The sequence below is a fragment of the Acetatifactor aquisgranensis genome, assembly GCF_943193215.1.
GTDB classification, from domain to species: domain Bacteria; phylum Bacillota; class Clostridia; order Lachnospirales; family Lachnospiraceae; genus Acetatifactor; species Acetatifactor aquisgranensis.
Window position 1 is genome coordinate 103381 of the sequence record NZ_CALPDH010000010.1, and the last position, 18699, is coordinate 122079.

At 54.6% G+C, this 18699-nt stretch carries 15 protein-coding genes; 10 read left to right on the plus strand and 5 right to left on the minus strand.

The annotated features are described in order from the left end of the window. The 3 genes from NFS35_RS10570 to NFS35_RS10580 all read right to left on the minus strand — a co-directional run bounded on the left by NFS35_RS10570 (position 1) and on the right by NFS35_RS10580 (position 2674). Positions 1-789: an ABC transporter ATP-binding protein gene (locus tag NFS35_RS10570; protein WP_251207091.1), complete on the minus strand. Its 789-nt coding sequence runs from the start codon at positions 787-789 to the stop codon at positions 1-3. 125 nt (positions 790-914) lie between these two features. Continuing rightward, complete coding sequence (locus NFS35_RS10575) at positions 915-1970, minus strand: sensor histidine kinase (RefSeq protein WP_251207092.1); 1056 nt, start codon at positions 1968-1970, stop codon at positions 915-917. 2 nt (positions 1971-1972) lie between these two features. Further along, the gene (locus tag NFS35_RS10580; protein ID WP_251207093.1) at positions 1973-2674 is read right to left on the minus strand and encodes a response regulator transcription factor; all 702 of its coding nucleotides are present in this window, start codon (positions 2672-2674) and stop codon (positions 1973-1975) included. A 256-nt stretch (positions 2675-2930) separates the two neighbouring features. On the opposite strand from NFS35_RS10580, the gene mnmA reads away from it, so the two are divergent. The 6 genes from mnmA (at position 2931) to NFS35_RS10610 (ending at position 8449) form a co-directional block, all read left to right on the plus strand. Beyond that, positions 2931-4040 carry a tRNA 2-thiouridine(34) synthase MnmA gene (gene mnmA, locus NFS35_RS10585; RefSeq protein ID WP_251207094.1) on the plus strand — a complete coding sequence of 370 codons (1110 nt, stop codon included), beginning with the start codon at positions 2931-2933 and terminating at the stop codon, positions 4038-4040. Positions 4041-4178: 138 nt separating this feature from the next. Further along, a complete protein-coding gene (locus NFS35_RS10590; RefSeq protein WP_251207095.1) occupies positions 4179-4718 on the plus strand; it encodes a hypothetical protein in 540 nt (179 codons plus the stop codon). A 32-nt stretch (positions 4719-4750) separates the two neighbouring features. Then, a complete protein-coding gene (locus NFS35_RS10595) occupies positions 4751-5740 on the plus strand; it encodes a hypothetical protein (RefSeq protein WP_251207096.1) in 990 nt (329 codons plus the stop codon). 33 nt (positions 5741-5773) lie between these two features. Continuing rightward, on the plus strand, positions 5774-6676 hold the full coding sequence (locus NFS35_RS10600) for a TPM domain-containing protein (RefSeq protein ID WP_251207097.1): 903 nt from the start codon (positions 5774-5776) through the stop codon (positions 6674-6676). A gap of 61 nt (positions 6677-6737) precedes the next feature. After that, the gene (locus NFS35_RS10605) at positions 6738-7508 is read left to right on the plus strand and encodes a histidinol-phosphatase (RefSeq protein ID WP_251207098.1); all 771 of its coding nucleotides are present in this window, start codon (positions 6738-6740) and stop codon (positions 7506-7508) included. 59 nt (positions 7509-7567) lie between these two features. Beyond that, positions 7568-8449: a sugar phosphate isomerase/epimerase family protein gene (locus NFS35_RS10610; RefSeq protein ID WP_251207099.1), complete on the plus strand. Its 882-nt coding sequence runs from the start codon at positions 7568-7570 to the stop codon at positions 8447-8449. Between the two features lie 92 nt (positions 8450-8541). Here NFS35_RS10610 and rpsT read toward each other — a convergent pair whose 3' ends face one another. Further along, positions 8542-8805 (minus strand): 30S ribosomal protein S20, encoded by a 264-nt coding sequence (gene rpsT / locus NFS35_RS10615; RefSeq protein WP_251207100.1) that lies wholly within the window; start codon positions 8803-8805, stop codon positions 8542-8544. Between the two features lie 168 nt (positions 8806-8973). Here rpsT and gpr point away from each other — a divergent pair, with 168 nt between their 5' ends. Further along, complete coding sequence (gene gpr, locus NFS35_RS10620; protein ID WP_251207101.1) at positions 8974-9903, plus strand: GPR endopeptidase; 930 nt, start codon at positions 8974-8976, stop codon at positions 9901-9903. Positions 9904-9990: 87 nt separating this feature from the next. Further along, positions 9991-11334 carry a stage II sporulation protein P gene (locus NFS35_RS10625; RefSeq protein ID WP_251207102.1) on the plus strand — a complete coding sequence of 448 codons (1344 nt, stop codon included), beginning with the start codon at positions 9991-9993 and terminating at the stop codon, positions 11332-11334. Positions 11335-11341: 7 nt separating this feature from the next. Here NFS35_RS10625 and NFS35_RS10630 read toward each other — a convergent pair whose 3' ends face one another. Next, positions 11342-14428: a phospholipid carrier-dependent glycosyltransferase gene (locus tag NFS35_RS10630; RefSeq protein ID WP_251207103.1), complete on the minus strand. Its 3087-nt coding sequence runs from the start codon at positions 14426-14428 to the stop codon at positions 11342-11344. A gap of 165 nt (positions 14429-14593) precedes the next feature. Here NFS35_RS10630 and NFS35_RS10635 point away from each other — a divergent pair, with 165 nt between their 5' ends. After that, entirely contained in the window at positions 14594-15298 is a 705-nt protein-coding gene (locus NFS35_RS10635) for an ABC transporter ATP-binding protein (RefSeq protein WP_251207104.1), read from the plus strand. 4 nt (positions 15299-15302) lie between these two features. Then, entirely contained in the window at positions 15303-18692 is a 3390-nt protein-coding gene (locus NFS35_RS10640) for an FtsX-like permease family protein (RefSeq protein WP_251207105.1), read from the plus strand. The last annotated feature ends 7 nt before the right edge of the window (positions 18693-18699 follow it).

Below are 18699 nucleotides of genomic sequence, written 5' to 3' on the forward strand. Positions count from 1 at the left end.
TCATGCTTCCTCCTTTGCTGTATTCTTCAGATGTTCCTTTTCCGCGTGCAGCACTGTCAGGGTATCCGATATCTTCTGGTACATTTCGTCATCGTTCAGTCTGCCGCGATAGATTTGATTGAAGATTGCGCCGTCCTTGATAAAGAGCACACGTCCTGCCCGGCTGGCTGCCTGGATGCTGTGGGTCACCATGAGGATGGTCTGGCCCTCTTCGTTCACCTCCGAGAAGATGCCCAGCAGCCTGTCGGATGCCTTGGAGTCCAGCGCTCCTGTGGGCTCGTCTGCCAGTACAATCTGGGGCGATGTAATCAGAGCCCGGGCTACCGCTGCCCGCTGCTTCTGGCCGCCGGAGACCTCGTAAGGATATTTCTCCAGGATATCCGCGATGCCGAGCCTGACGGACAGAGGGGCAAGGCGTTTTTCCATTTTGTCGTATTCGCTGCCGGCCAGCACCAGAGGGAGAAAGATATTGTCCCGCAGGGAGAGGGTATCCAACAGATTGAAATCCTGAAAGACGAATCCCAGGTTATCCCGGCGGAAAGCGCAGAGGTCCTTTTGCCGGATTCCCGCCATATCCTTGCCGGACAGTATCACCTGCCCGCTGGTGGGCTTGTCCAGGGAGGCCATGATGTTGAGCAGGGTGGTCTTGCCGGAACCGGACTCCCCCATGATGGCCACGTATTCTCCCTGCTCCACAGAGAAGTTCACATTATCCAGCGCCTGTACCTTGTTGCCGCCCAGCCGGGTGGTATATACTTTCCTGAGGTTTCTGACTTCTAATAGTGACATATGATGATACCTCCTTGTGTCTCACATTTGTTTTGTAATCACAAGATAAGGATACAAAAAAAGGAAATGGAATGCCATCGAACATCCTTACATTTCCTCTTTATAACCTTACATTTTTGCAAGCTTCAGGGGCGCAGGGCCTTTGCGGCATTTGGAATCTCCAGGATGATTTCGGTTCCGATTCCCTCCTCGCTCCGGGTCTTTACTAAGATGTTCAGGTGGTTGAAAATCTGGCGGCACAGGTAGAGGCCGATGCCGGTGGATTTCTGGTCCAGCCTGCCGTTGTAGCCGGTGAAGCCCTTTTCAAAGATGCGGGGCAGGTCCTCCGCCCGGATGCCGATGCCGGTATCCTCCAGGGAGAGCAGCACCCTCTCGCCCTGTCCCCATGCCCTGATGGAGATGCCGCCCTGGTTGGTGTATTTGATGCTGTTGGAGAGGAGCTGTTCCAGGCAGAAAGAGAACCATTTTTCGTCGGTCAGAACCTTCCACTCCATATCAGGCAGTTCCAGGCTTAAGTGTTTGGTGATAAAGGAAATGGAGTGCTTTTTGACTGCCCGGGTCAATAGGCTGTACAGGTCATGGCTCTGGAGCACCAAATCGGAAGAAATGCTCTCCAGACGCTGGAAGGTCAGTACCATTTCCGTGTACTGTTCGATTTCCAACAATTTCTCCTTCAGCAGAAAACTCTCCCTGCCCGGCAGATCTGATTTGTCCAGGAGGAGCCGCATGGCAGAGATGGGGGTCTTGATCTGGTGGGTCCACATCATGTAATAATCGCCGCGCTCGGAGGCTTTTTCGGCCAATTGCTGCCGTTCCTTTTTCTGCATTTCATATGCAAGGGACAGAAAAATGCTCTGTGCCATCTGGAAACTCTCGGCGGCTTCGATACAGAAGTCCGTCTCCTGAAGCTGCCTGGCCAAGGATTTGCTGAATAATAGTTCGCCGGAGAGAGCGAAGTGGCGGAATGCCTTTTCCAGTTCCCTGCTTTTGTGCACGTATCCGGAGCCCTCCCAGACAATCGCGATGCCCCAGAGCGTAAGGGTCAAAAGGGCGGCGTACAGAAGCTTCTCCAGATTCTTAATATGGTACAGGCTGCCCACCATAAGGAATAGAAAAATGGTCAGGGCATATAGAAGTAAAGTCGGTCTTTTTTCTCTCAGATAGCGCAGCCACAGTCTCATGGTCATCCTCCAATCTGGTAGCCAAGGCCCTTTTTCGTATTGATAGGAAGATTTGCTCCGGCGCTCTCCAGTTTTTTGCGCAGCCTTGTCATGTTCACGGTCAGGGTGTTGTCGTCTACGAAACAGTCGTTGTCCCAGAGCCGCTTCATGATGGCTTCCCGGGATACGGTCTGGCCTGCATTTTCAAACAGGAGCTGCAGGATTCGGAATTCGTTCTTCGTCAGCTCCAGCTTTTCGCCGTTCACCAGCAGGGAAGCGTCTGCCAGATCCAGAATCAGCCCCCGGCATTCCATGATGCTCGTGGGCTCCCGGAAAGCGTAGGCGCGCCGGAGCATGGCCTGAACCTTAGCCGAGAGCACCTCCGGCTCGAATGGCTTCGTCACGAAATCGTCTCCGCCCATGTTCACGGCCATGACGATGTTCATGTTGTCGCTGGCGGAGGAGACGAAGATGATGGGGACTTTGGAAATCTGGCGGATCTGGGCGCACCAGTAGTAGCCGTTGTAAAAGGGGAGGCCGATGTCCATCAGCACCAGATGAGGGGAGCAGGCGGCAAATGCGCCCAGCACATTGCCGAAGTCCTCCGCGCAGGTCACCTCATAGCCCCATTTCTCCAAATGGCGCTTTATCTCTTCCGCGATGACGGCGTCGTCCTCCACCAGCAGCAGTCTGTAGTTTGTCCGGTTTTCCGTTCCTGTATCCATGGTATCCTCCTGCCTGATTTAGGTACTGCAACAGAATCCGGGAGAGGATTCTGCTGTCAAGTACAATAGAATCCAGGAGAGGATTCTATTGTCATGTATTATAGCGGTTTTGTGTGGATTGTGCAAGGGGCAGGAATAGGCGGCAACATGCCTGATATTGGTGGAAAATGATTTTAGGTTGCTGTTGTTTTTTCTGAACGGATACTTTATAATGTATGCATCAGTTTATCAGGGTGGCTGTTTGGGAGGAGACAGGATGGAAGAAATTCATTCCGGGAAAAAAGTAGTGGTGGGCATGTCGGGAGGTGTGGACTCTTCTGTGGCTGCCTATCTTTTGAAAGAACAGGGATATGATGTCATCGGCGTCACCATGCAGATATGGCAGGACGGCGGGGAGGCTGCCCGGGAGAACAGAGGGTGCTGCGGCCTGTCGGCCGTGGAGGATGCCAGGAGAGTGGCCCAGACTCTGGAGATTCCCTACTATGTCATGAATTTCAGACAGGAGTTCAAACGCCATGTAATAGATTATTTCGTAGAGGAATATCTGCAAGGACGTACACCGAATCCCTGCATCGCCTGCAACCGCTATGTGAAATGGGAGGCGCTTCTGCGCAGGAGCCTTGCAATCGGGGCGGATTACATAGCCACAGGACATTACGCCAGGATTGCCAGGCTTCCGAACGGGCGGTTTTCCATCCGCCGCTGCGTAAATGACAGGAAAGATCAGACCTATGCCCTCTATAACCTGACACAGGAGCAGCTCTCCCATACCCTCATGCCTGTGGGTGAGTATGAAAAGGAAGAGGTGCGCCGCATAGCGGAAGGCATCGGCCTGCCTGTGGCCCGCAAGGCGGACAGTCAGGAAATCTGCTTCGTGCCGGATGACGACTACGCAGGCTTCATCGACAGGGAGGCCGGAGACCGGGTGCCGGGAGAGGGGAACTTTGTGGATGAAAACGGCCGGGTGCTGGGCCGCCACAAGGGCATCACCCATTATACCATCGGTCAGCGCAGGGGCCTGGAGCTGCCTATGGGAGAGAGGGTCTATGTGACCCGGATTCGTCCGGACACCAATGAGGTAATCATCGGACAGAATGAGGATATCTTTACCAAAGAAGTAATCTGTGACAGAGTCAGCTATATGGCGATAGAGGATTTGGAAAAGCCCATGCGCGTGCGTGCGAAGATTCGCTATAACCATAAAGGCGAGTACTGCAGGATAGAAAAGCTGCCGGATGGCCGTATAAGGGCGCTCTTCGAGCAGCCGGTACGGGCGGCGACTCCGGGACAGTCCATGTGCTTTTATGATGGGGAATATGTGCTGGGAGGCGGCATCATTGTATCAGGGACACCGCGGCAGATTTAATCGCTGGTGAGTATAGGAAAGCCGGCAAAATTGACAAAAGGCGCACAGGGAGGCCCATATCCGCCATGAGACAGGCAATTTCCGCGCAGGAGAGCATATCATTAAGAAGACAGATTATTGTTAGAGAAGAGGGAAGTTATGGATTTTGCTTTTCGTGAAAGGACACCCTTTAAAAGGAACCGCTTCGGCTCCGTGACCGGGACTATCGTGGAACTGGTGCCCACCCGGGTGGGGAACCGCCGGGCCGATGGCTGCATGCTCTTTGCCATGGTGGAGGATATGGATGGGAATATTGTGAATTTCGTGGTGACTCCATCTACTTATGTAGTGGATTTTGAGACCCTTTCCGTGGGGATGCTGTGCACTTTCTGGTATTCCATGGACGCGCCCATGCCTTTGATTTACCCGCCTCAGTACAATGCTGTGGCAGCGGCCCGGCAGAAGAATGGGCGGATGGTGAATGTGGGGTATTATGATGCCTCATTTGTGAATGAAGACCAGACCCTGCAGCTGAATCTGGACAGGAGCGTGGATGTGCGGACTACCAACAACCAATACTTTCAGGGAAGCCCCGCCAACCGCAATCTGGTGGTGACCTATGACAATTCCACCAGGAGCATTCCGGCCCAGACCACGCCTTTGAAGATAGTGGTTCTATGTGACTTCTGTGGGAAATAGGGAGCACGTTAAGATAAAGAGAGGAAGAAATAATGTATTTCAGATGTAAAAACTGCGGCGGCAATGTAGTATACAGCCCGGAGAGACATGGGATGTACTGCCCTTTCTGCGAGAGTGAGGGCAGCGACGAGAGGGCGGAGGGCCAGACAGGTGCGCTGACCCTCTGCCCGAACTGCGGCGGCGAGGTGGAGGTGCAGGAGCATACTTCGGCTACGCGGTGCCCTTATTGCGACAGTTTCCTGATCTTCAATGAGAGGGTGGAGGGCCGGTACGCGCCCCGGATGATGATTCCTTTCCAGATGGGAAAGGAGAACTGCAAGAAATCCCTGCGGGAGAAGTTCAGGAAATGCCGGTTCGCCCCGACGGATTTCCTCTCCGAGGCGCGCCTGAGCGGCATGCAGGGAATCTATGTGCCCTATTGGTTCTATGATTATGCAACCGTCTGCCATTTTCAGGGAGAGGGGACAAAAGTCAGGGTATGGCGGTCCGGGGACAAGGAATACACGGAGACCAGTGTCTTTGCCGTCCGGCGCAGCATGGACATCGGCTTTGAGAAGATTCCCGTGGACGCCTCGGAGCAGATGCCGGACGACGTGATGGATCTCATAGCGCCGTTCCAGTATGGGCAGATGGTGGACTTCAAGCCGGAGTTCATGTCCGGCTTTTACGGAGAGAAATACAACATGTCCTCAGCTGAAGTGGAGAACCGGGCCAGGGCTTTGATGAAAGAGGATGCCGCGAAGCTTCTCAGGGAAAGCTATGCGGGATATAATACCGTGCGCACCATGAGCGAGGATATCTCCGTGCGGGACAGCAAAGTGGCCTACGGCCTGCTGCCAGTGTGGAAGTACATCTACCGGTATAAGGAAGAGGAATATCCTTTTTATGTCAACGGGCAGACCGGGAAAATCGTGGGGACAGCGCCTTTTTCCAGGGCAAAATTCCTGGCGTACACAGGTACGCTGTGGGCATGCCTGACGATTGTCCTGGCGCTTCTGGAGATATTTTTGGGCCTGCTGTAAATAAAAGGATGCCATACGTAGCGGAGGAAAGAGATGGAAGAGGATTTTAAGAAAGAGGCAAGGAAGCAATATCTGCACTATTTCCGTTTTTGGTTCCTTTCGATAGGGATTCTGGCAATTGCCTGTGTGGCGATGGCGATTGCGAACCGGGGGAAAGACGGGGCCAGGACGAACAACGAGGCGCCTCGGGAGAGGGTATATGACTACGCGGACGTGCTCACGGATGCGGAGGAGGCAGACCTGCGGGAATACATAGCAAAGATGGAGGGAAAGCTCCATATCGATATCGTGCTGGTGACATTCAGCCAGTCCGTGGAGGGAGAAGAGGCCATGAAGCGGTACGGCCTGAGGTCTGCGGACTGGGAGCAGAATATGCGCGATCTGGCAGACGATTTCTGGGACGAGAACAAGTTCGGCTATAATAAGGGCTTTGAGGGAGACGGCGTCCTGCTGCTGCACAACTGGTACGAAGGGCAGAATGGCGAGCATCTCTCCACCAGCGGCAGGGTGGAACAGAGATTCAGCCTCCGGGATATCGATCAGGTACTTTACGCGGTGGACGACTATTATGACACGGATCCCTACAGGGCTTACAGGGCATATGTAAACGAGGTCTGCAGGCTGATGGACGACTCCCTGTCGCTTCCCTTTTCATGGGGGCTGGTGGCTGTCCTGCCGGTTATCGCAGCGGTTTTTTATGCAATAAGCGGTTCCCATCAGAAGAAAGCGGAGAACACAGTGGCCGTGAATGCCTATGTGGCAGACGGCAGGCCGCAGATACGAAACAGAGAAGACGCGCTGCTTCGCAAGAATGTAGTCACCAGAAAGATAGAGACCGGTTCCGGCGGAGGAGGAGGGGGCGGCCGCAGCGGAGGCGGAGGCCACCACACCAGCAGCGGCGGGGCCAGCCACGGGGGCGGAAGCCACAGACATTAATGGAAGGTTTCAGAATCGAATATAAAGGGGAGCATCTCAAAAGAAAAGAGGCAGAATAAGAATGAAAGCAAACTACCATACGCATACATGGAGATGCATGCACGCTTCAGGGACGGAAAAGGAATATGTGGAGAATGCCATCAGGGCCGGATTGGAAATCCTCGGCTTTTCCGATCATACGCCTTATCCATATCCCAAGGACTATAGCTCAGGCATGCGCATGCGGACGGATCAGCTGGAGGACTACGTGGACACGGTCCTGGCCCTGAAGGCGGAGTACCGGCAGGACATCGAAATCCATCTGGGGCTGGAGGTGGAGTATTATAAGGACTATTTCCCAAAGCTGCAGAAGCTGGTGGCGGACTATCCCATCGAATATTTCCTGCTGGCCCAGCATCATTTGGGCTGCGAGATGTATGGCGGCTGGAGCGGGATGCCTACGGATGACCCCGAGACGCTGCGGGCCTATCGCACGCAGACCACAGAGGCCATGGAGACGGGATGCTTCACCTACTTTGCCCACCCGGATCTCCTGCGGTTCATCGGGGATGAGGGTGTCTATGAGGAAGAGATGCGGATGCTCTGCCGGAGGGCCAAAAACTTATCCATACCGCTGGAGATTAATTTCCTGGGGATTCATGAGGACAGGCATTACCCGGACGAGAGGTTCTGGAAGATTGCCGGGGAAGAGGGCTGTGAGGTGGTGTTCGGATTGGATGCCCATGATCCGGAGTCATTTGGCCGCCCTGAGATAGCGCGGGCGGCGGAGGAGATAGTTAAGAGGAACGGACTGCTGCTGAGGGATACGGTGGAGTTTCGGAGCCCGGTTTGATGAACAGAAAACAGATTAGTCAACAAGATGTACAAACAAATCTGCAAGGAGGAAATCATATGAGGCTAGTCACGCAGACACATATCACGGCGGAGACTTTCGGAGATGAGGCCTGCATCCCGATTCTGAAAAAAGCGGGCTTCGAGGCTTTGGACTGGTCATTTTTCGGCATGGAACAGGGAAAGGGGATCTGGTGCACCGATGTATGGAAAGAACATGCGCTGCGCCTGAAAGAGGTTGCCGCCCAGTGGGACATCGGCTTCTCCCAGGCCCATGCGCCATTCCCCTCTTCCAGGGGAGAGGAAGTCTATGACAGGGAGATCCGGGAAAGGATTCTGCGCTCCGTGGAGGCGGCGGCCCTGATGGGAGTGCGGAATATCGTTGTGCACCCTAAGCAGGAGCTGGAGTATGCCGGGAATGAAGAGAAGCTGTGGGAGGAGAACCTGGAATTCTACCGCAGCCTGATTCCCTATTGCGAGGAGTATGGAATCCGCATCTGCGCGGAGAACATGTGGCAGTGGGACAGAAAGCGCGGCTATATCGTGGACAGCGTCTGCGCCAGGCCCGATGAGTTCTGCAGGCTGCTGGACGAGCTGGACAGTCCATGGATTGCAGGCTGCCTGGATGTGGGCCATTGCGCGCTGGTGGGCAGGGAGCCCCAGGATGTGATTCGTGCCATGGGCTCCGGGCGGCTCCAGGCTCTGCACATCCACGACGTGAATTATGTGAGGGACTGCCACACAATGCCTTTTATGGAAGATTTGGACTGGGAGGCCATAACCGGAGCTCTGGCTGAGATTGGCTATGAGGGAGATTTCACGTTGGAGGCGGACGAATTTCTGCGCAGGCTTCCTCCCGAACTGATGCCCGAGGCCGGCTGTCTGATGGCGAAGACGGGCCATTATCTGATAAGGCGCATTAATGAGCAGGGACTGCGTTAATCCGCTTTTGAAATTTCAGGAACACAAAAAGCACCCGAGGTGAGAGCCGGGTGCTTTTCGATTCTATTGCTTATGGATGATAGGTTCTAAAGTCACGCCATCTCATTGACAGCTTTGGCAATGCGGGAAACCTTGTGGGCAACGTTGTTCTTGTGATAAACGCCCTTGCTCCCGGCTTTCTCGATGACTTTCGTAGCAGCGGACAGCTCTGCAGTGGCAGCAGCCTTATCGCCGGCAGCGATAGCGGCATAAACCTTCTTGATAGCGGTCTTGACGCCGGATCTGACGGCCTTGTTCCTGTCAGCCTTTGCACGGTTCACCAGAATTCTCTTCTTCGCAGATTTAATGTTAGCCAAGTCGTACACCTCCAATTGTATACAGAATTAAATTAACGTTTCACTTTAGCCAGACACGGAGGACTATCGTAAACACATAAAGATAGTTTAGTAAATAATAGAATATTTGTCAAGACATAATCTGAGAAAAATTGTCTAAAATAAGAAATAAAAGAATGAGAGGGTGCAGTGATGGAAAATTTTCAGATGAGAACGGATTTGGCGCTGGAGGCAAGGGAGAGCATCAGCGAGGCGGACAGCGAGCTGCGGGGCGTCAGAGTGGAGGAGTACTATCACGAGGAAGAGGACATCCGGGTGACAAAAGTAATGATTGATACCAAAAATGCGGCCAAAGCCATGGGAAAACCCATGGGCATCTATGTGACCATGGAGGCGCCTGCCATGGTGGAGCCGGACGAGGACTATCACAGGGAGATTTCCTGCCGTTTGGCGGAGGAAATCCTGGAGCTTCTTCCGGGGGCGGACAGCGAGCAGTCCGTCCTGGTGGTGGGGCTGGGCAACAGGGAGGTGACGGCGGACGCGCTGGGGCCCCAGGTAGTGGACAATCTCTTCATCACAAGGCATATCGTCAGGGAGTACGGAACAGCCGCCTACAATTGCAGCAAAATGAACCAGATCAGCGCGCTGGAGCCCGGCGTCATGGCAAAGACCGGCATGGAGACGGCGGAAATCGTGAAAGGCGTGGTGGAAGAGACCAGGCCCGATGTGCTGATTGTAATAGACGCCCTGGCGGCCCGGAGCACGAAGCGCCTGAACCGTACCATCCAGATAACCAATACGGGGATTCAGCCGGGCTCAGGGGTGGGGAACCACAGGAATGCCCTGACTTTGGAAAGCCTCGGGGTGCCTGTGATAGCCATCGGCATCCCTACGGTGGTGGACGCCGCCACCATAGTGGGGGACGCTCTGGAAAAGATGCTGGAGGAGGACAAGGACCTGGAGAATGTGAAATATAAGGAAAAGCAGCGGCTGCAGTTCGCGGAGCTGAACAATATGTACATGACGGGCAAGGATATCGATGCTGTCATTAAACGGGTCAGCTTCACCGTATCCGAGGGAATCAACATCGCCGTCGGGGAGACTTTTATGACAGAATGACCACATTCAGGGCATGGAGCGGCATAGACGGGCATATAAATAGGAGGAGGGTGGCCCGGGGCCGGAAAGGAAGTGCATTGCCGTAGGATGGAAGAAAAGCATTCCAGGAAAGCTTTTGGCGGAAAAAAGGCAGGAAAACTCATTTTGCTGGCATTTTTGATTCTCGGTATACAGGCGGCGGCAAAGAGCTGCGGCGTGGCTGCTGTATCGAACGGGCAGGACACGATTGGTGAGGCCATGCTGAAAAGCATGAGCGATGAGGCCCGTATGCTGCTGTATAGTCAGTTCATGTCGGGCGTCGCCTTTGTGGAGGAGAACGGAAGAGGAACCTACTGGCTCCTGCAGGAAGAGATTGACTGCCTGTTTCCTTTTTACGGATATCTTACCGGAAATATGACAGGGGAGCAGGAGGAGAGCGCAGGGGATATCAGGACGATTCTGCTGGCGGAGGCGGAAGAGGAATCGACGCATTTACATTTAGAAGAAACTTTGCCAAAGGAGGCTCCCGCGGAGCAAAATGCGGCATCTGGCGTGGAGGGCGATGCCGCGGGAAACGGAGCCGCCGGACAGGCAGCGGACACGGAGCTTGCGGACCTTTTGCGGGCGGAGAACGAGGCGGCGATGCAGCAGGTCCGGACCACAGCCTTTCTGCCCCATGAGAAACAGACGGAGCTGGATCTGGGGCCTTTAGAGGACTATGAGACGCTGATGAGGCAGTTCTATACCATGGATGAAAATACGGTGGCTGGCAGTGACCAGTTGAATGTGCAGAAATTGATGGGCGAGGACATGACCATATCCAAGGACGCGGAAGGCCCTCAGATTCTTATTTACCACACCCATGCACACGAGGCCTTTGCGGACTCCGAACCCGGGGATATGTCGGAGACGATCATGGGCGTGGGAGAACGGCTGACCACGATCCTGACAGAGCAGTACGGCTATCAGGTGCTCCATCATCTGGGCCAGTACGATACGATTTCCCGGGACGATTCCTATGCCGTGGCACTGGGGGACCTGGAGGCGCTCCTGCAGGAATATCCGTCCATTCAGGTGGTGATCGATTTACATAGGGACGCCATGCCGGAGGAGACCAGACTGGTCATGGATCTGGACGGCAGGCCCACAGCCAGGTTCATGTTCTTCAATGGACTGTCCCGCACAAAGACCACCGGCAACATTTCCTATCTGTACAATGAGAACCTGGACAGCAATCTGGCCTTTTCTTTCCAGATGCAGAAGACGGCCATGGAGTACTATCCCAATCTGACCCGGCGTATTTTTCTGAGGGGATACCGCTACAACATGCATCTGCGCCCCAAGACTTTGCTGATTGAGCTGGGGGCCCAGAACAATACGCTGGAGGAGGTCATGAATGCCTGCGACCCGCTGGCGCATATCCTGGATCTGGTGCTCTCAGGCACGGGGTGAGGGAAAATCATTTCGCCGTCAGCACCCAGCCCGGGAACCAGCGCAGATATCTGACCACGAAAGAAGCCTCCACCGGCTGGCCCGAAAGCACTGGGTAGAACAGCAGGAACAGGGCAAAAGCGACCAGACCGTACAATACTCCGGCAGTGATGAAGAGGCGTCTGGGGACTTCCTTTTTCCACTGCAGCATGCCGTACATGACCATGAGGACGACAAAGGCCACGCTGGGGAAATAATGGTAGATAAAGGTGACCCGGGTCACGAAGAACCAAGGCAGGTACTGGGCCAGGTATCCCACGGTCAGGAAAGCGGCGGTCCTGTCCTTTTTGGCTGTCCACAGCCATATCATGTGGAAAAAAGCCGGGATGCCCGCCCACCACACGGCCGGGTTGCCGAAAGAACTGATGCCTTCCCGTAAGCCTCCCTGGGCCGTGGTGCTGACCACGCGGGAATAGTACCATATGGGACGCCTGATCAAAGGCCATTCATACCAGGCCGAGGAGTAGGGATGGGTGGAGTCCAGTTCGCTGTGGTAGGAGAACATGGTCTGCTGGTTGTACAGCATCCTGCCTATGAGCCCTCTGTCCCCATAGTCCCGGAAAGGGAGATAGGACAGCAGATAGATGGCGGCAGGCGCTGCCACGAAGAAAATCAGGCAGAACAGCACGGTTTTGCGGACATTTCCCGGGAAAGAGCGGATGATATGGGCATGGGAGATGCCGGAGGTTTCCCCGAGAGGATACTTTTTTGCGTAAAGATATTCGCGGTATCTTCGATACAGGGAAGAGAAGAACAACAGCGCAAGCCCTGCCCCGGCGTATATCCCTGTCCATTTGGAGGCGATGCCGAGCCCCATGCTGATGCCGCATGCGCCCAGCGGGAGCCAGGTCTTCTTCAGCGGCGTATCGTAGAAGCTTAAGGTAATATACTGATACATGAAATAATACATCAACAGCACAAAAAACGTTATGTAGACATCGATGGTGGCGATCCGCGTCTGGGCGAAGTGCATGAAATCGAAAGAAAACAGCACGCAGGCCAGAGCCGAAGAATAAGTCTGCCCGGAAATACGCTTTGCGAACAGGTACAGGACAGGCACCATGGCGATGCCGAAAAGCGTGCCCACGATGCGCCAGCCAAAGGGATTCATGCCGAAGAGGGCCACTCCCAGGGATATGAAAATTTTCCCCATGGGAGGATGGGTATTCTCATAGGAGGTGAGCCCGTGCAGGAATTCATAGGCTGTCCGCCCGTGGTAGATTTCATCGAAGTACATGCCGTTCCGGAAAGAGGGAGCTTCGGGGCATAGATCGGTCTCATCGAAAAGGGCAGGATAGTCCGCCGCATTCTCAGGCATGAGAGGCTTCCCGGCAGCATCCAGGAAGACCAGTTCCAGCAGCGAGGCCTGGGAGTCCGTAAGAGTGAGGCGGATATGCGCCATCGGCGTGTCCAGGGCAGCCTTCTGCCAGGTGAAGACCTTATTCAGGGACAATTCCCCCAGATAGGACCATTCCCTGTCCTTTTCGCTTTTCCCCTCCAGAATAAAAGTCCGTTCATGCCAGGGTGCGATGTAATAGGAAAGAGAGACAGGGGCCGCAGTCCCGAAATCCAGCGCTATGGACTGGTCCCGGTCCATGTCATAAGCGGTGACAGGGGCTTTCCTTTCACCCAGATCGTACAGGGCAAAACAGCTGTATACAGCGGTGACAGCCAGCATGCAGAGGACGTCCGCCTTTTTCAGGGAAGAACATTTGCGGGAGCCCGACGGGGGGATATCATGAAGAGGGATGGGGCAGCTGTAATGCCTGTAAGTAATGAAATAAAGAAAAGCCCCGCACAGCAGCATCCCCGCGGACACCAGCAGGATGGAGGCCGATTTCCTGTCATAAGCGGCAGGATTATAGAAGAACAGCACATCTGCCGTGTTGTAGAAATGCAGGGCGCTGAGGCAGGTATAGCAGACATAAGTGAGAGGGACAGGCTTATGGATATAGGCCAGCAACAGCAGCACCAGCGCAGGATAGAGATAGCGCTCATGCATGCGTACGGAGAACAGGAAGACGCTTACCACCATAAAAGCCGCCAGAAAAGGGTATTTCGCTTTTTCACGGCGGTTTTTCAGGCTGAGGAACAGGGTCAGCGCGACGGCGGCAGCGATGGCCAGCATGCCGAAGACGCGGTAGGGGACCCCTAAGAACGTGTTCTCCTGACTGATCCAGTTCAGGCCGAAGAGCCCCCAGAGATTGCAGGCGTTCACAGCGGCGTAAGGGTAGGAACCTAAGGTGTCAAGAAGCTGTGATATCACATTGGAGAGCCCGAAAGGGAGGCAGAGGATAATGACGCCCGCGGCCACGGAAAGGCATTGGAACAGGCAGTGCAGGAGTTTGGGCAGAAAAGGAGCCGCATGCTGTCCCGGTGCTTTCTTCCCGGGTAGGATATAGTCGATTGTGCCGGCCAGGAGCACAGGGCCCAGCAGCAGCATCTGGGGCTTGATCAGAAATCCTATGCCAAAAGCGGTGTACGCAGGATACATCTTTCCGCGCATCAGGGAAATGCACATGATTACTGCCGCCAGCGCTGTCAGGGAGTCCACCTGTCCCCACACAGAGGAGTTCAGAAAGACAGCCGGATTAAAGAGATAAGCGGCGCACAGAAAGAATGCATGGCGTACAGACAGCTTTTTTTCGGTTTCCCGTACAAGCAGCATGCCGCATGCCATGTCGCAGAGAATGGAGGGGAGCTTCAGCAGAATCAGATGGGCAGCGGAATAGCGCCCGATAGAAATAAGTCTGCCGATGCCTCCCAGGAGCCACAGCACATAGAGATATCCCGGCGGATAGTCGGAGAACGTATCCGGAGAGTAGAAACCTCCGGGCCCTGTCACACAGATTCTCTCGGCCCAGGCCGCGAAACAGGCCGTGTCGGTGCCGAAGCCTCCCGACAGGGCGGCAGAGACGAGCCTGATGAAAAGAGCGGCCCCGAACAGGGCGGCAAAGCATCCGGCGGAGGGAGCCGGACGTTGTTTCCCGGAGGCGGCAAAGCACGCTCCCATGATAAAAATTCCCGATATTGCGGCAAGGTGGATGAAAATCATAGTCTTCTGCTTCCTTTTTTATACTTGATAATGGATTTACAATCATTTCAGATATATTTTTAGATTTATTATAGCAAAAAAAGTGGTAGAAGAAAAGGTTTTGTGTTATACTAGTCAAATGTGAGTTAGTTCGATGCTATGGTACTTTAAGCTGGGGTAGGATACATGTGCGCGTTTGTGAGTTTTCAGAATGTAAAAAAGGTATACAGGACTGGCGAGGTGGAAATCACGGCCCTGCACGATGTGAATTTTGAAATCGAAAAGGGAGAGTTCTGCGTCATCGTAGGCAGCTCCGGCGCCGGGAAGACCACCATTCTGAACATTCTGGGAGGCATGGACACGCTGACAGAGGGGGAAGTGTCCCTGGACGGACAGATAGTGTCCTCTTTCAACAAAAGGCAGCTGACCGCTTACCGGCGCTACGATGTGGGATTCGTCTTCCAGTTCTACAATCTGGTTCAGAACCTGACGGCGCTGGAGAACGTGGAGCTGGCGGCGCAGATCTGCAAGAATCCTTTGGACGCGGCGGCAGTGCTGGAGCAGGTGGGGCTCAAAGACAGGGAGGCGAATTTCCCGGCTCAGCTGTCCGGCGGGGAGCAGCAGCGCGTGGCCATCGCCAGAGCCCTGGCCAAGAATCCGAAGCTGCTCCTGTGCGACGAGCCCACGGGGGCCCTGGACTACAACACAGGAAAAGCTGTGCTGAAGCTTTTGCAGAATACCTGCAGGGAGGTAGGAAAGACAGTCATCGTCATCACCCACAATCAGGCTCTGACAGCCATGGCGGACCGCATCATTACGGTTAAGAGCGGCACCATCGTAAGTATGGTGAAGAATACAAATATAGTCGATATTTCGGAAATAGAATGGTGAGTCTATGCGCGGAATCAGGAAGACTACTTTCAGGGAAATCAAATCTAGTTTCGGGCGCTTTCTGGCGATTTTTGGGATTGTGGCGCTGGGGGTGGGCTTTTTCGCAGGCCTGAAAGTGACGACGGAGGCCATGGTGGCCACTGTGACGGAATATCTGGATGTACATCGGTTCTATGACTTGCGCCTGGTGTCCACATTGGGGTTCGATCAGGAGAACGTGGACTCTTTTGCCGCCGCTGCGGATGTGGAGGCGGCGGAGGGCTCCGTTTCCTTTGACGTGCTCTATGAGCTGGGAGAGGACAGGCAGGGCGTCATCAAGACCTATAGCATGCCGAGAGAACTCAACACTCTGAAGCTGATATCCGGCAGGATGCCGGAGACAGGCGCCGAGTGCGTGCTGGACAGCGGCAGTTTCGGAAAATCTGTGATCGGCAGCACGCTTCGCCTGTCGGATGACAACGCGGAGGAGGACCTGGAACATTTTTCCCAAAAAGAATATACCATCGTGGGGCTGGTGCAGTCGCCTCTGTACATTCAGTTCGAGAGGGGCAATACCATTCTGGGATCAGGGCGGCTGGACGGTTTCGCCTATCTGGGGCCGGAAGGATTCGGCGTGGATTATTTCACGGAAGTCTATGTGAGCTTCCGGCAGGATTACGGCCTTTACAGCCAGGAGTATGATGCTTTTATCGACGGGAAAGAACCGGTCTGGGAGCAGATTGTGGAGATACAGGCCCGGGCCCGGTATGAGAGAATCTTCAGCGAGGGAAATGAAAAGCTGGCGGATGCCCGGACGCAGCTGGACGAGAACCGGACAGAAGGGGAAAAGGAGCTTGCGGATGCCGCCGAAGCCTTGGAGGAAGCGAAGAAGCAGCTGGAAGACGGAGAGAAGGCGCTGGAGGAAGCCAGAGAGGAGCTTTCGGAGGGCGAGGAGACCATCCGCCAGAAGCGGAAAGAGCTGGAGGACGCCAAGGCGACCATTGCCCGGAAAGAAGCGGAGCTTTCCGAGGGCGAGGCGATGATAGCCCCAAAGGAGGCAGAACTCGCGGAAGCAAGGACAGCCATAGACGCCAGCGAAGTGGAGCTCCGCAGGGGAGAGAGGGAGCTTTCAGACGGGAAAGCGCAGCTGCGAAGCGGCGAGGCGGCGGTGTCAGTGACCAGACGGGTCATCGACGAGAGCAGGCGCCAGCTGGAGGCCCAGTTGGAAGAACTCAGGCAGAGCGGAGAAGAAATAAGTGCTTCTCTTGTGGCCAGGCTGGAAGAAGCGCTGGCGCGTCTGGATGCCGCCGAGGAAGAGCTGCGGGTGCAGGAGCAGGAGCTGGAAGCGGCCAGAGCCCGGATTGAGGAGAGCGAGCGGCAGCTGGACAGCGGCTGGATAGCCATGTCTGCGGCCAGGACCCGGCTGGAGGACGGTGAGCGGGCCCTGGCGGATGCGAAACTGGAAATCCAAAGCGGCAGACAGCAGCTGGAGGATGCCAGGCAGACTGTGGAAGAGGGCGAAGAGGCCCTCATATCCGCCGGCGAGGAATTAGAAGAGGGCCGGAAGACTCTGGCGGAAAAGGAAGAGGAGTTGGCCGGGGCGAAACAAAAATATGCCGATGGGGAAAAGGAATACCAGGATGCCAAACGGGAGTTCGATGAAAAAATAGGGGACGCGGAAGTGGAAATCGCGGACGGTCAGACGGAACTGGATGAACTGACTGAGCCGGATACCTATGTGCTGGGCAGGGATACTAATGTAGGCTACGTCTGCTTTGAAAATGATTCCTCCATCGTGGAGGGCATTGCCAATATCTTTCCCGTGTTCTTCTTTTTGGTGGCGGCCCTGGTGTGCATCACCACCATGAACAGGATGGTGGAGGAGCAGAGAACCCAGATCGGCGTGCTGAAAGCCCTTGGCTACGGCGAGGGCACCATTATGTCCAAATACATGATTTATTCCGGCCTGGCGGCGTTTTCCGGTTGTATCTTCGGCTTCTTTTTCGGGACCTGGGGCTTTCCGAAAGTCATATGGTTCTGCTATGGCCTTATGTATGACGCGGATCCCATTGCCTATGTGTTCAACTGGAAACTGGCAGCGGTGTCGCTGACGGTATCGCTGCTTTGTTCCATCGGCACCACATGGCTCTCCTGCCGCATGGAACTGGCCCGGGTGGCGGCGGCCCTGATGCGTCCCAAGGCGCCGAAAGCGGGCAAGCGGGTGTTCCTGGAATACATTCCTTTCATATGGAAAAGGCTGGGCTTCCTGCGCAAGGTATCCCTGCGCAATATTTTCCGCTATAAGAAGCGCCTGTTCATGATGATAGTGGGCATCAGCGGCTGCACGGCGCTGCTGGTGACCGGTTTCGGCGTAAAAGATTCCATCGCTGACATCGGCGACAGGCAGTTCAACGAGATACAGACCTATGATCTGACTCTGACTTTAAAGGAAAACGCAGATGAAGAGATGCGGGCCGAACTGGACGGGAAGGAGGATATTTCCCGGTATTCCTGTGTCATGGAGAAAAATATGGATCTGGTCTCGGGAGCGGGGGTGAAATCCATCTATCTGGTGACCGGCACAGAGGAGGGGATGGCTCCTTTCCTGAATCTTCATACCACGTCGGGGGAACAAATCGCGTATCCCGCTTTCGGCGAGGCAGTTATTTCCAATAAGCTGGCGGAGGATTATAATGTCCGGATCGGTGAAATGATAACGCTCAGGGACAGCGATTTGAACGAGATGACTGTGAGAATATCGGGAATTTATGAAAATTATCTCTATAATTACGTGCATGTATCCGAAGAAACCTGGACGGATCAGATGGGAGAGGAGCCGGAGCGCAAGACTGTCTATCTGAATCTGGTTCAGGCGCCGGAGGAGGAAAGCCCCATCCTCTCCGACAGGCTTACCGATTATGAACTTTCCGCAGAGCTGATGCGGCTGGATCAGGTGGCGAATGTGAACGTGAGCTCGGACATGGTGGAGCGGATCGGCAGTATGCTCTCTGCCCTGGACATCATCGTGGCGGTAGTCATCCTGTGCGCGGCGGGACTGGCTTTCATCGTGCTCTACAACCTGACCAATATCAACATCACGGAGAGAATCAGGGAGATTGCCACGATTAAGGTGCTGGGCTTTTATAAGCGCGAGACGAACGCTTATGTGTTCCGGGAGAATGTGATGCTGACTGTACTTGGGACGATGATGGGGCTGGGGCTTGGGTTTCTGCTGCACCAGGTAGTCATGAATGAAATCCGGGTGGATATGATCGCTTTCTATATACACGTAAAACCGATAAGTTATGTCTACAGCGCGCTGCTGACGATGCTGTTCGCCTGGATGGTGAACCTGGCCATGGGCGGCAGGCTGGAGGCTGTCAGTATGACGGAATCGCTGAAAAGCGTAGATTGATTCACAG